Consider the following 13118-nt stretch of genomic DNA (forward strand, 5'->3'; position numbering starts at 1 on the left):
TGACGCGTGAAGTTCCAGGTGAATCGCGACGTCTTCAGCGAGGCCGTGTCGTTCGCGGTCAAACTGCTTCCGCAGCGCACGACGCAGCCCATCCTCAGCGGCGTGCTGCTCGAAGCGGATGGTGCGACGCTCACACTGTCGTCATTCGATTACGAGGTGTCCAGTCGCACCGAGATCACGGCCGAGGTCGATGACGCGGGCACCGCCCTCGTCTCCGGCCGGCTGCTCGCCGACATCGCCAGCCGCCTGCCGAACGCCCCTGTCGTGTTCGAGACCGTCGACGGCAAGATCCAGGTGAGCTGCGGTTCCGCGCGCTTCACGCTCTTGAGCATGCCCGTCGAGGAGTACCCGACCCTTCCTCAGGTGGATGATCAGACCGGTGTCCTGCCTGCCGAGGAGTTCTCGTCGGCCGTGGCCCAGGTGGCGGTCGCGGCATCCCGTGACGACGTCACCCCCGTGATCACGGGCGTGCAGCTCGAGGTCGGCGAGAACAACCTGTCGCTCGTCGCGACCGACCGTTACCGCGTGGCGGTGCGCGAGATCGATTGGGATTCCGGCACCTCGTCGGCCGCCGGCACCACGGCCCTCGTGCCGGCCCGCACCCTGTCGGAGATCGGCAAGACCTTCGCTCATTCGGGCACGATCGGCGTCTCGATCGTGCGCAGCGACGACCGCGAACTCATCGCGTTCCGCGCCGACAAGAAGACGGTCACCTCGCTGCTGATCAAGGGCAACTTCCCGCCCGTGAAGCGGCTCTTCCCTGAGACCGTCGAGAACTACGCGGTGCTCAACACGGCCGAGCTCGTCGAGGCGACCCGTCGCGTGTCGCTCGTGCTCGAGCGCGAGGCCGCGCTGCGGTTCAGCTTCTCGGCGACCGAGGGTCTCACCCTCGAGGCCGCGGGGTCGGAACAGGCTCAGGCATCCGAGACGATCGACGCGCATCTCGTGGGCGATGACACCGTCGTCTCGCTCAAGCCGTCGTTCCTGCTCGATGGCCTGGGGGCCGTGCACTCCGAGTTCGTGCGCATCTCGTTCACGAAGACCGAGAATCCGAACAAGCCAGGTCCCGTGCTCATCACGAGCCAGTCCTCGCGCGAGGCGCCCGGATCCGACAACTACAAGTACCTGCTGCAGCCGAACCTGCTGCTGCGCTGAGAATCGACCGCGCTTCGCGCGGAGGGAGCATCCATGCACATCGGACTCGTGGGGCTCGGCCGGATGGGCAACAACATGCGCACCCGGTTGCGCGCCGCCGGCATCGAGGTCACCGGATACGACCCGAACCCCGAGGTCACGGACGTCGCTGATCTCGAGGCCCTCGCCGCCGCGATTCCCGCCCCGCGCGTCGTCTGGGTGATGGTGCCATCGGGTCCGATCACGACGGGTGTCATCACCGATCTCGCGGGGGTGCTCTCGGAGGACGATCTCGTGATCGACGGCGGCAACTCCAAGTTCACCGAGGATGCCAAGCACGCCGCTCTCCTCGCCGAGCACGGCATCCACTACGCCGATTGCGGTGTCTCGGGCGGTATCTGGGGTGCGCAGAACGGCTACGGTCTCATGGCCGGCGGCGACAAGGCCGACATCGAGCGCGCCATGCCGGTGTTCGACGCGCTACGACCGGAGGGTCCGCGTGCCGAAGGGTTCGTGCACGCGGGCGCCGTCGGCGCGGGGCACTACGCGAAGATGGTGCACAACGGGATCGAGTACGCGCTCATGCAGGCCTGGGCCGAGGGCTACGAGCTGCTCGATGCGAAGGATGAGCTCATCCACGATGTCACCGGGGTGTTCAAGGCGTGGCAGCGGGGCACCGTCGTGCGGGGTTGGCTGCTCGAACTGCTCGTGAAGGCCCTCGAGGAGGACCCGGAGTTCACCGACATCGAGGGATACGTCGAGGATTCCGGCGAGGGTCGGTGGACCGTCGAGGAAGCCCTCAACAACGCGGTGCCGGTGCCGACGATCTCGGCTTCGATCTTCGCCCGGTTCGTGTCGCGCCAGAAGGACTCCCCCGCGATGAAGGCGGTCGCGGCCCTGCGCAAGCAGTTCGGCGGGCACGCGGTGCGCAAGGCCTGAGGGTCGTGTTCGTCTCGCACCTCGAACTCGCCGACTTCCGCAACTACGAGTCCGCGTCGCTCGCTCTCGCGCCCGGCCCGAACCTCATCGTCGGCAGCAACGGGCAGGGCAAGACGAACCTCGTCGAGTCGGTCGCCTATCTCGCGACCCTCGGGTCCCACCGGGTCTCGAGTGATCAGGCACTCATCCGTCAGGGACAGGATGCCGCGATCGTCCGTGCGCGCTTGGAGCACGCCGGCCGCCAGGTGCTCGTCGAGCTGCAGCTCAACCGTCAGGGCGCGAACCGCGCACAGGTCAACCGCGCCCCCGCGAAACCCCGCGACCTGCCGCGGCACGTGCACGCCGTCTTGTTCGCCCCCGAGGATCTCGCGCTCGTGCGTGGCGAGCCGTCGGGGCGCCGCCGCTTTCTCGACCAACTGCTCGTGCAACTCACGCCGCGCATGGCGGGCGTGCTCGCCGACTACGACCGCGTGCTCAAGCAGCGCAACACCCTGTTGAAGTCGGCCCGGGCTGCGCGCGTCGCCTCGTCGCAGCTGTCGACCCTGGATGTGTGGGACGAGCGACTGGTCGACCTCGGCTCCGAGATCATCGAGGCGCGCGGCCGCCTGGTCTCCGAGCTGCGTCCCTTCGTGGGCGAGGCTTACGCGGCGATCGCGGGGGAGGTGCACGAGGCAGAGCTCGCGAGCGAGCTGTCGATCCTCGGTGCAGCTCCCGACGAGGAGTCCGAGGTGAGTGAGCAGTCGGTGCGCACCGAGATCGACCAGCTGGAGGCGGCATCCGCGTTCACGGCGGCCCTCGCGCACAACCGCCGAGCCGAACTCGACCGCGGCCTCACACTCACAGGCCCGCATCGCGACGACCTGCTGCTCCGTCTCAACGGTCTTCCCGCGCGGGGCTATGCGAGTCACGGGGAGTCGTGGTCGTTCGCACTCGCACTGCGGCTCGCCTCGGCCGCCCTCCTGCGGGCCGAGTCGCCGGCGGGGGATCCGGTGCTGATCCTCGATGACGTCTTCGCCGAGCTCGACGAGTCGCGGCGTCAACGGCTCGCGGATGCCGTGGGCGGCTATGAGCAGGTGCTCATCACCGCTGCGGTCGAATCGGATGTGCCTGCCGCACTCGCCGCGCACACCGTGCGGATCCGGGCCGGTCGCGTGCTCGAGCCCGAGGAGGCACCGTGACCGAGCCCGAGCACATCGCGGTCTACCGGCGGGTGCGACGCGTGTTCGGCGACCCGGCATCCCGCTCCCCCGATGCGCGCAAACGCGACCGCGCTTCGCGCGGGGAGACGACGGTGCCGTACGGCACGGGTCGTGATCCGCGCGAACTCGATGCCGTGCTCGACGCGCTCACCACGACGATGGGATGGACCTCGCCCCTCGCGAAGTCGGAGCTGCTCGTGGCCTGGCCCGAGCTCGTCGGCCCTGAGGTGGCAGCACACGCCGAACCCGTCACTGTGGAGGACGGGTTGCTCACCGTGCGGTGCGACTCCACTGCATGGGCGCAGCAGCTGCGCTCGATGCGCACGACGGTGCTCGCACGGATCGCGGAGCGGCATCCGGCGGCGGGTATCGAGTCGATCCGGTTCCTGGGCCCGGACACCCCCTCGTGGAAACGCGGCCCACGCGCGATTCCAGGGCGCGGCCCGCGCGATACTTACGGCTGAGACGGCAAAAGAGGTCGACCGGGCCGGAAAAGTCGCTCAGAGAGGCGTTTCCGCGGTTTTCAGAGGCGCACTGAGGTAGGATCGAAAGCGTGCGCGGCCCTCGATTCGAGGGTATCGCGACAGCGACCCTCAGGAGCCCGTCCTCTATGAATTCCCCCTCTTCGCGTCCCGCGCCCGACAGCTACGGCGCCGAATCCATACAGGTTCTCGAGGGGCTCGAAGCGGTCCGCAAGCGCCCGGGAATGTACATCGGATCGACCGGCCCACGTGGTCTGCACCACCTGGTCTACGAGATCGTCGACAACTCCGTCGATGAAGCCCTCGCCGGCCACTGCGACAACATCGAGATCACGATCCTCCCCGACGGCGGTGTGCGCGTCGTCGACAACGGCCGCGGCATCCCGGTCGCCGAGCACCCGATCGAGAAGAAGTCCACGGTCGAGGTCGTGCTCACGATCCTGCACGCAGGCGGCAAGTTCGGTGGCGGCGGATACGCGGTCTCCGGCGGCCTCCATGGCGTCGGCAGTTCGGTGGTCAACGCCCTCTCGCACCGCCTCGACGTCGACGTGCAGCGCAACGGCTCGCACTGGACGATGTCGTTCCACGACGGGGTTCCGGATGCGCCGCTCGCCCAGGGCGAGCCGTCGGAGACCACGGGCACCTCGATCACCTTCTGGCCGAACGGCGACATCTTCGAGACCGTCGAATTCGACTACGAGACGCTGCGCACCCGCTTCCAGCAGATGGCCTTCCTCAACAAGGGCCTGCGCATCCAGATCGTCGATCAGCGCGAGGTCGACGAGGAGGGCGTCCACCGCAGCGACGTGTTCCTCTACGAGCGCGGCCTCGCCGACTACGTGGAGTTCCTCAACGGCGCGAAGAAGACCGAGGTGATCCACCCCGAGATCATCGACTTCTCGGCGGAGGAGGTCACCGGCGGCGGTGACACCGTCGAGAAGCGCATCTCGCTCGAGATCGCGATGCAGTGGACGACCTCGTACTCCGAGAGCGTGCACACCTACGCCAACACGATCAACACCCACGAAGGCGGAACCCACGAAGAGGGTTTCCGCGCTGCGCTCACCACGCTCGTCAACCGCTACGCGCGCGAGAAGGGTCTCCTCAAAGAGAAGGACGAGAACCTCTCCGGCGACGACGTGCGAGAGGGTCTCACGGCCGTCATCTCGGTGAAGCTCAGCGAGCCGCAGTTCGAGGGCCAGACCAAGACGAAGCTCGGCAACACCGAGGCGAAGTCGTTCGTGCAGCGCGTCGTCGGCGAGCAACTCGGCGACTGGTTCGACCGCAACCCGAACCAGGCGAAGGATGTGATCCGCAAGTCGATCCAGGCGGCATCCGCCCGCATCGCGGCGCGCAAGGCGCGCGAGCAGACGCGGCGCAAGGGCCTGCTCGAGGGCGGCGGCATGCCGGGCAAGCTCAGCGACTGCTCGAGCAAGGACCCGGCCGTCTCTGAGATCTTCCTCGTCGAGGGCGACTCGGCCGGCGGCTCCGCCAAGACCGGCCGCAACCCCGAGACGCAGGCGATCCTGCCGCTGCGCGGCAAGATCCTCAACGTCGAGAAGGCACGGCTCGACCGGGCACTCGGCAACGCCGAGATCCAGGCGATGATCACGGCCTTCGGCACCGGCGTCGGCGAGGACTTCGACGGCGAGAAGGCCCGCTATCACAAGATCGTGCTGATGGCGGATGCCGACGTCGACGGCCAGCACATCACGACGCTGTTGCTGACCCTGCTGTTCCGCTACATGCGCCCGCTCATCGAGATGGGTTACGTCTACCTCGCCCAGCCACCGCTCTACCGCATCAAGTGGACCAACTCCGAGCACGAGTACGTGTACTCCGACCGGGAACGCGACGCGATGCTCGAAGCCGGGCTCGCATCCGGAAAGCGGCTGCAGAAGGAGAACGGCGTGCAGCGCTACAAGGGTCTCGGCGAGATGAACCACCAGGAGCTGTGGGACACGACGATGAATCCCGAGACCCGCACCCTGCGTCAGGTGACGCTCGACGACGCGGCGGTGGCCGACGGCACCTTCGCGACCCTCATGGGTGACGACGTCGAGGCTCGTCGGCACTTCATCCAGACGAACGCCAAAGACGTTCGTTTCCTCGACATTTAGCGACGCCGGTTTCGAGACGCGGCTCCGCCGCTCCTCAACCCGCTGACTGACAAGAGAGACTTATGGCAGACGACACCACGACCGAGCAGGACCTGCCGGCCGGAGACCGCATCGAGCAGGTCGACCTGCAGCTCGAGATGCAGCGCAGCTACCTCGACTACGCGATGAGCGTGATCGTCGGGCGCGCGCTGCCCGACGTGCGCGACGGACTCAAGCCCGTGCACCGGCGCGTCATCTACACGATGTACGACGGCGGCTACCGACCCGACCGCGCGTTCTCGAAGTGCACACGCGTCATCGGCGACGTCATGGGTCAGTTCCACCCGCACGGCGACAGCTCGGTGTACGACGCGCTCGTGCGCCTCGTGCAGCCGTGGTCGCTGCGCTACCCGCTCGCACTGGGCCAGGGCAACTTCGGCTCGCCCGGCAACGACGGCGCCGCGGCTCACCGATACACCGAGACCAAGATGGCGCCGCTCGCCATGGAGATGGTCCGCGACATCGACGAGAACACCGTCGACATGCAGGACAACTACGACGGCCGCACGCAGGAGCCCACCGTGCTGCCCGCGCGCTTCCCGAACCTGCTGGTCAACGGTTCTGTCGGCATCGCGGTCGGCATGGCCACCAACATCCCGCCGCACAACCTGCGTGAGGTCGCGGATGCGGCGCTGTGGGCTCTCGAACATCCGGATGCTACCCGCGAGGAGCTGCTCGAGGCCGCGATCGCGCGCATCAAGGGGCCGGACTTCCCGACCGGCGCCCAGATCCTCGGCGTCAAGGGCATCCACGATGCCTACCGCACGGGCCGCGGCGCGATCACGATGCGCGCCGTCGTCAACGTCGAGGAGTTGCAGGGTCGCACGTGCCTCGTCGTCACCGAGCTTCCCTACCAGGTCAACCCGGACAATCTGGCCGAGAAGATCGCGCTGCTCATCAAGGAGGGCAAGCTCCAGGGCATCGCCGACATCCGCGACGAGACATCGGGTCGCACCGGCCAGCGTCTCGTGATCATCCTCAAGCGTGACGCGGTGGCGCGCGTCGTTCTGAACAATCTCTATAAGCACACGCAGCTGCAGGAGAACTTCGGAGCGAACATGCTTGCGATCGTCGACGGGGTGCCCCGCACGCTCTCCATCGACGCGTTCATCACCTTCTGGATCAAGCACCAGATCGAAGTGATCGTGCGCCGCACCCAGTTCCGCCTCGACAAGGCGGAGGCCGACGCCCACATCCAGCGCGGCTACGTGAAGGCGCTCGACGCACTCGACGAGGTGATCGCCCTCATCCGGCGCTCCCCCGATGTGGAGGAGGCGCGGGCCGGCCTCATCAAGCTGCTCGACATCGACGAGCTGCAGGCGGATGCGATCCTCGCCCTCCAGCTGCGGCGGCTCGCAGCGCTCGAACGCAAGAAGATCCAGGACCGCCTGGCCGAGCTCGAGGCCGAGATCGCCGAGTACAAGCTGATCCTCGCCGACGAGTCGCGGCAGCGCGGCATCATCACGGACGAGCTCACCGAGATCGCGCACAAGTACGGCGACGACCGCCGCACCGAGATCCTGTTCGGGTTCGACGGCGACATGAGCGTGGAAGACCTCATCCCCGAGGAGGAGATGGTGGTCACCGTCACGCGCGGCGGCTACATCAAGCGCACCCGCAGCGACAACTACCGTTCGCAGCACCGCGGCGGCAAGGGCGTGAAGGGTGCGCAGCTGCGGGCCGACGATGTGGTCGAGCACTTCTTCGTGACCACGACCCACCACTGGCTGCTGTTCTTCACCACCAAGGGACGCGTCTACCGGGCGAAGGCCTACGAGCTGCAGGAGGCGGGCCGCGACGCGAAGGGTCAGCACGTCGCCAACCTGCTCGCCCTGCAACCGGACGAGCAGATCGCGCAGATCCTCGACATCCGCGACTACGGGGTGGCCCCTATCTCGCGCTCGCGACGCGCGGCGGCTACATCAAGAAGACGGCGCTCAGCGAGTACGACACCAACCGCACCGGGGGCATCATCGCCATCAACCTCAACGAGGGCGACGAGGTGGTGTCGGCGCTGCTCGTCGACGAGTCGAGCGACGTGCTGCTGGTGTCGCGCCTCGGCCAGTCGCTGCGCTTCACCGCGGATGACAACTCGTTGCGCCCGATGGGCCGCTCGACCGCGGGCGTGCACGGCATGAAGTTCCGCGACGGCGACACCCTGCTCGCGGCATCCGTGGTCGACCGCGGTTCAGACGCCGAGCCGGCGGACGAGGATGCGGATGACGTGGAGGTCACCGACGGCCCGTTCGTGTTCGTGGTGACCGAGGGCGGCTACGCCAAGCGCACCGCGGTGTCGCAGTACCGGGTGCAGGGGCGCAACGGCTACGGCATCCTCGTCGCCAAGCTCACCGAGGCGCGAGGCGAGCTCGCGGGTGCTCTCATCGTGGAGGAAGACGACGAAGTTCTCGCAGTTCTTGCCAGCGGCAAGGTGATAAGGTCTGCCGTGGCCGAGGTGCCGGCGAAGGGCCGGAACACCATGGGCGTGAAGTTCGCCCAGCTCGCGGACGACGATCGGATCATCCAGATCGCCCGCAACAGCGAGCGGAACCTGGCCTCCCCTGACTCAGACGAAACCGAACCCGAGGGTGCGGACGCGCAGAACACGGAAGCATCGAGCCCCGATGCCGCCGGAAAGGACGACACCGAATCATGAGCAGCGTCGCCGAGAAGCTCCAACGCAAAGACAGCCGCAGCGCCAGCGCCAAGCAGGTGCGCCTGAAGCTCGTCTATCTCGACTTCTGGTCGGTCGTGAAGTTCAGCTTCCTCATCTGGCTGTGCCTCGGCATCGTGCTCATCGTCGCGGCCGTGCTCGTCTGGATCGTGCTGAGCTCGACGGGCATCTTCGACACGCTCAACGGGCTGCTGCGCGACATCCTCGGTCAAGACAACTTCTCGATCACCGACACCTTCGGTCTCGGCCAGGTCGTGCTGTTCTCGTTCGTGATCGCGGTGCTCAACACCGTGACCGGCACCATCCTGGGTGCCATCGCCTCGCTGCTCTACAACCTGAGCGTGCGGTTCACGGGTGGCATTCTGGTGGGCTTCCAGAACAGCTGATCATTTTGGCTCCGCGCGGATGCGTGGGGTACTGTAGGCGAGGCCGTTCCACGTAACGGTTCTCTCTCGGGGCTATAGCTCAGGCGGTTAGAGCGCTTCGCTGATAACGAAGAGGTCCCAGGTTCAAGTCCTGGTAGCCCCACTGTATTTTCTTGTGTCGCGATAATCCGCGACACCGGCCGCTCCCGCGGCATGAGCGTGGTCGCGCCGCGTCGCGAGTGCCGACACAGTCGAGTCCGCCCGTAATCCGCCGCGCCCGCCGCTCCGCCGGCCGCGCGCGAGTGGCGCACCTGTCAGGTGGTTGAGGAGCGGATCGCCGCAGGCGGTACGCGTCTCGAAACCGCCGTCCCCCGCACCTGTCAGGTGGTTGAGGAGCCGCGGAGCGGCGTCTCGAAACCGCCGTCCCCTACGGCAGCAGCACGATCTTCCCGCGCGGCGCCGTGCCGTCCTCGATCATGCGGTGCGCATCCGCTGCCTGCTCGAGCGGCAGGGTGCGCCCGATCTCGACGTCGAACTCACCCCGTGCCGCGCGCTCGGCGGCGATGCGGATGCCCTCGGCTCGCCACGCCTGCTGCTCGGCGGTGAGCGGCACCTTGCTGCCGCCCGACCAGGCCTGGATGCCCCATCCGGGTGCGTCCGCTCCCCGCACGATCGTGCCGACGTGCTGCGGATCGCTGACGAGTTCGAGCGAGGCCTCGATCGCCTCGTCGGTGCCGGCGCCGTCGAGCACCCGGTCGACGCCGTCGGGCGCCACGGCGCGCGCCCGCTCGACGAGTCCGTCGCCGTACTCGACGGGCACGGCGCCGAGCTGACGCAGGCGGTCGTGGTTGGCGGGGCTCGCCGTGCCGATCACGTGCGCACCCATGGCGCGCGCGAACTGCACGGCCGCCTGACCCACGGCACCGGACGCCGCGTGCACGAGCACCGTCATCCCGCTCTCGACCCCGAGCGACCGCAACGCCTGATACGCCGTGGCGGCCGGAATGCCGAGGCCGGCGGCCTGCGCCCAGCTGAGGGCAGCGGGCTTCGCGGTCAGACCGGATGCGGGCACCACGGCGTAAGTCGCATAGCTGCCTTTCGCGCCCGTGACGATCACCTCGTCGCCCACCGACCAGCCCTCGACGCCGGGACCGATCTCGGCGATCACACCTGCGGCATCTGAACCGGATACGCGCGGAGTCGTGATCGGCGCACTCGGCCGCTTGCCGGCGCGCAGCTTCACGTCGATCGGGTTGACGCCGGCGGCCTTCACCTCGACGACGACCTGACCCTCGCCCGGCGTGGGCACGGGGCCCTCCGCGAGTTCGAGAACCTCCGGACCGCCGATGGCGGTGTACTGCACGAACCGAGCCATGTCATCCTCCTGCCCCTCTACCGTGCCACGGTCGGCGGACTCAGCGCGAACAGGTAGGCTGTTTCCCCGGACGGGGCCTTAGCTCAATTGGTAGAGCGCCTGCTTTGCAAGCAGGAGGTCAGGGGTTCGATTCCCCTAGGCTCCACTCTCGGGCTTGTTGGAAAACAAGCCACATCCGAGTCGGAAAACTCGACCGAAAAGCTAAGGCCACTGGTCTCGATGAACCAGTGGCCTTCATGGTTGCGGGGGCTGGGCGGCGATCGCTGGCGCGGGCCGAGATGGCCGCCCCGGCAGAGCCATTGGGTAGGCCTGTTGATGCGCGGGGCGCGTCGGATCGGACTTTGCGTGCTGCGATTCGCTGTGGAGCGGTGCGTGGGGTGCCGACCTATCGGCGTGCGGATGCGTCGGGGACGGTTAACCTGCCGCGCCTGGTTCCAGCGCGGGGCGACCCCGAACGGCATCGTGATGCGGTCGATGCGCGGGCGGCGCGGGCGAGACGCGGCGACGTAGCAGAGCGCCGAAAACGGGAAGTGAACTGGAGCGCGATTCACCGCTTTCCATCAGAGACCAAAGGCCGATGGCTCCTAAAGCAGAGCGACGCTGACGATCGGCCACAGGGCGATCAGCGCGCCGAGAATCGCGACGACGACAACGGCGATTCCGAGTCGGCGGAGGAACGCTGAGCTGTTACGCATGGCGGCACTGTAGCAGCGGCTTCTCCTTCAACAAGCACGGCTCGGAGGGGTAGACAATACGGTCTTGACGAAGACACGGCAACCCGATGCGGTCCAGTATCCGTTTCCTCGAGACTCGGTCACAGAGTAGATGGTGCTACCGGCGGAAGCGCGAATCTCAGCTATCGCCGATGCGCCGTCGGCCTGCGTGTCCTGTGCCGAGAGTTGGTCGGTCGAGGTCACGTAGTAGGCCTGAGATCCCACAATTGCCGCGCCTTGGTCGGCCGCAGCCGGGAGGGCGGGCAGCAATGCGAGGCTCAGCGCTACCGCTGCTGCCGTTGCGATCTTGCCACGTGTCTTCATTGTGACTCCTTCGTCAAGCGGGCCCTTCTACTCGCTTCCGGAACGGAGGTGAGCGTGCCCACATCTGATTCGTTGCCATCAAGCGACGAATCCTTACGTGCACCCTTGGCTCGAAAGAGCGTGTCCGTGCCTACGCGCGACGTAGAGTGATCGTCATGACCTCCGTAGAGTTCGACGCATACTCACTCGTGATGATCTACTCCGCGTTGGTCGTGTACGCCATCGCGTTCATCGCCTTCGCGATCGATCTTTCCGGCCGTTCTATGGTCACGGCCGATGCAGCCGCAGAAGCCAGCGCCGGCGAATCCCGATCAGGTCGCACGGCAGCGGAGGGATCAACGACCAATGTTGGCGTGGTTGAACGTGCCGACGTATCGACTCGGTCCGCCATTAAGTTCGCGCGAGTCGGCATCAGCCTGACCGCGCTTGCCTGGGTCCTGCACATAGGCAGCATCGTGCTGCGCGGGGTGGCGGACGGACACGTGCCCTGGTCGAACATGTATGAGTTCTCAATGGTCGGTACAGCGGTGATGGCCGGCGTGTTCCTCGCACTGAATTTCAAGCTCGATCTGAAGTTCCTAGGAACCTTTGTCACAGGTCTCGTCGTGCTGCTCCTCGGCGTGGCGACCGTGAACTTCTACGTGTCGGTGGTGCCGCTACCGGTCGCCCTGCAATCTCCGTGGCTCGTCATTCATGTTGCTGTCGCAACCCTCGGAACCGGTTTCTTCGCTATCGGCGCTGGCCTGTCGGTTGCACAGTTGCTCAGCATGAGCCACCAACACAAACCGGAGGGGACCGGCTTCCTTACTCGTCTCCCCTCCGCCGAACGCCTCGAATCGCTGGCGTACCGGGTCATCGTGATCGGGTTTGTCCTGTGGACCTTCACCTTGATCGCGGGCGCCATCTGGGCGGAACACGCCTGGGGACGTTACTGGGGGTGGGATACGAAGGAGGTGTGGACATTCATCATCTGGACGCTCTTCGCCGGCTACATCCACGCGCGGGCCACGCGCGGCTGGCGTGGCTCGCGATCGGCGTGGCTCGCGATCGTCGGCTTCGCTGCCGTACTGTTCAACTTCAGCATGGTGAACCTGTTCTTCGCGGGCTGGCACTCATATAGCGGCTTGTAGACCAACATCCGCTCCACTCTCTGAACTTCTCCGCACGACCGCGGCGACCCGCATCGGCGACGGAAGGTGGGCATGGCATCCCCTCAGGCGCTCAGCGAAGCCGACCGGCGGATCGTCGCGCTGTGGGCAGCGGACTGCGCCGATCGCGTGCTGCCGCTTTTCGAGGCGGAGGCACCGGATGACGACCGCGCGCGGGACGGGATCGCACGCGCCCGCGCGTTCGGGCGGGGCGAACTCGATGCCGCCGGTGAGATCCGTCGGCGGTTCGTCGCGGGTCGCGCTGCGCACTCGGCCACCGCTGCCGCTGCGATCGCGGCCGCCCGAGCCGCGGGTCAAGCCTCGGGCGTCGCGCACATGGGGGCGCACGCGCTCGGGGCCGCAGCGTACGCGGCGAAGGCGGCTGCGCTCGCATCCGCCGACGCGGAGACCGCGCGCCGGGCCGAGGTGCGCTGGCAGGTGGAACGCATGACGCCCGAGGTGCGCGCGGCGCTGCAGAAGCTGCCGCCACTCGGGCATGATGCGGCCGGCCCGCTCGGAGCGGGGCTGCTCGCCACCGGAGTGCTCGCCACCACGATCCGCGAGCTGCAGGCCACCGTCGCCGACTGAACCGAGCGGCGTCGCGGCGTC

9 protein-coding genes, 2 tRNA genes and 1 pseudogene are annotated in these 13118 nt (G+C 67.2%); 11 read left to right on the forward strand and 1 reads right to left on the reverse strand.

The genetic code is table 11. The features are described 5' to 3' along the window. The first annotated feature begins 6 nt into the window (after window positions 1–6). The 8 genes and pseudogenes from dnaN (at window position 7) to QQK29_RS05800 (ending at window position 9112) form a co-directional block, all read left to right on the forward strand. Window positions 7–1155 carry a DNA polymerase III subunit beta gene (gene dnaN / locus QQK29_RS05765; RefSeq protein ID WP_284298562.1) on the forward strand — a complete coding sequence of 383 codons (1149 nt, stop codon included), beginning with the start codon at window positions 7–9 and terminating at the stop codon, window positions 1153–1155. Window positions 1156–1188: 33 nt separating this feature from the next. Next, complete coding sequence (gnd, locus tag QQK29_RS05770) at window positions 1189–2073, forward strand: phosphogluconate dehydrogenase (NAD(+)-dependent, decarboxylating) (protein ID WP_284298564.1); 885 nt, start codon at window positions 1189–1191, stop codon at window positions 2071–2073. Between the two features lie 5 nt (window positions 2074–2078). Continuing rightward, window positions 2079–3251, forward strand: a complete 1173-nt coding sequence (recF, locus tag QQK29_RS05775; protein ID WP_284298565.1) for a DNA replication/repair protein RecF — start codon at window positions 2079–2081, stop codon at window positions 3249–3251. After that, the gene (locus QQK29_RS05780; protein WP_284298567.1) at window positions 3248–3736 is read left to right on the forward strand and encodes a DciA family protein; all 489 of its coding nucleotides are present in this window, start codon (window positions 3248–3250) and stop codon (window positions 3734–3736) included. Before recF ends, QQK29_RS05780 begins: the two co-directional genes overlap by 4 nt. Window positions 3737–3882: 146 nt before the next feature. Further along, on the forward strand, window positions 3883–5874 hold the full coding sequence (gene gyrB, locus QQK29_RS05785) for a DNA topoisomerase (ATP-hydrolyzing) subunit B (RefSeq protein WP_284298569.1): 1992 nt from the start codon (window positions 3883–3885) through the stop codon (window positions 5872–5874). A 62-nt stretch (window positions 5875–5936) separates the two neighbouring features. Further along, window positions 5937–8566: pseudogene (gene gyrA, locus QQK29_RS05790) on the forward strand (DNA gyrase subunit A). Then, entirely contained in the window at window positions 8563–8970 is a 408-nt protein-coding gene (locus tag QQK29_RS05795) for a DUF3566 domain-containing protein (RefSeq protein WP_284298570.1), read from the forward strand. Before gyrA ends, QQK29_RS05795 begins: the two are co-directional and overlap by 4 nt. Window positions 8971–9038: 68 nt before the next feature. Further along, window positions 9039–9112 (forward strand) — tRNA-Ile (locus QQK29_RS05800). Window positions 9113–9376: 264 nt separating this feature from the next. On the opposite strand, the gene QQK29_RS05805 is transcribed toward QQK29_RS05800, so the two are convergent. Beyond that, the gene (locus QQK29_RS05805) at window positions 9377–10324 is read right to left on the reverse strand and encodes a quinone oxidoreductase family protein (protein ID WP_284298572.1); all 948 of its coding nucleotides are present in this window, start codon (window positions 10322–10324) and stop codon (window positions 9377–9379) included. A 72-nt stretch (window positions 10325–10396) separates the two neighbouring features. On the opposite strand from QQK29_RS05805, the gene QQK29_RS05810 reads away from it, so the two are divergent. From QQK29_RS05810 to QQK29_RS05820, 3 genes are all read left to right on the forward strand, one after another. Next, window positions 10397–10469: transfer RNA gene (locus tag QQK29_RS05810), tRNA-Ala, on the forward strand. A gap of 1047 nt (window positions 10470–11516) precedes the next feature. Next, the gene (ccsB, locus tag QQK29_RS05815) at window positions 11517–12491 is read left to right on the forward strand and encodes a c-type cytochrome biogenesis protein CcsB (RefSeq protein WP_284298574.1); all 975 of its coding nucleotides are present in this window, start codon (window positions 11517–11519) and stop codon (window positions 12489–12491) included. Between the two features lie 72 nt (window positions 12492–12563). Continuing rightward, window positions 12564–13097 carry a putative immunity protein gene (locus tag QQK29_RS05820; RefSeq protein ID WP_284298576.1) on the forward strand — a complete coding sequence of 178 codons (534 nt, stop codon included), beginning with the start codon at window positions 12564–12566 and terminating at the stop codon, window positions 13095–13097. Window positions 13098–13118: the final 21 nt, after the last annotated feature.

The sequence above is a fragment of the Homoserinibacter gongjuensis genome (assembly GCF_030161875.1).
In the GTDB taxonomy this organism is placed as follows: Bacteria; Actinomycetota; Actinomycetes; order Actinomycetales; family Microbacteriaceae; genus Homoserinibacter; species Homoserinibacter gongjuensis.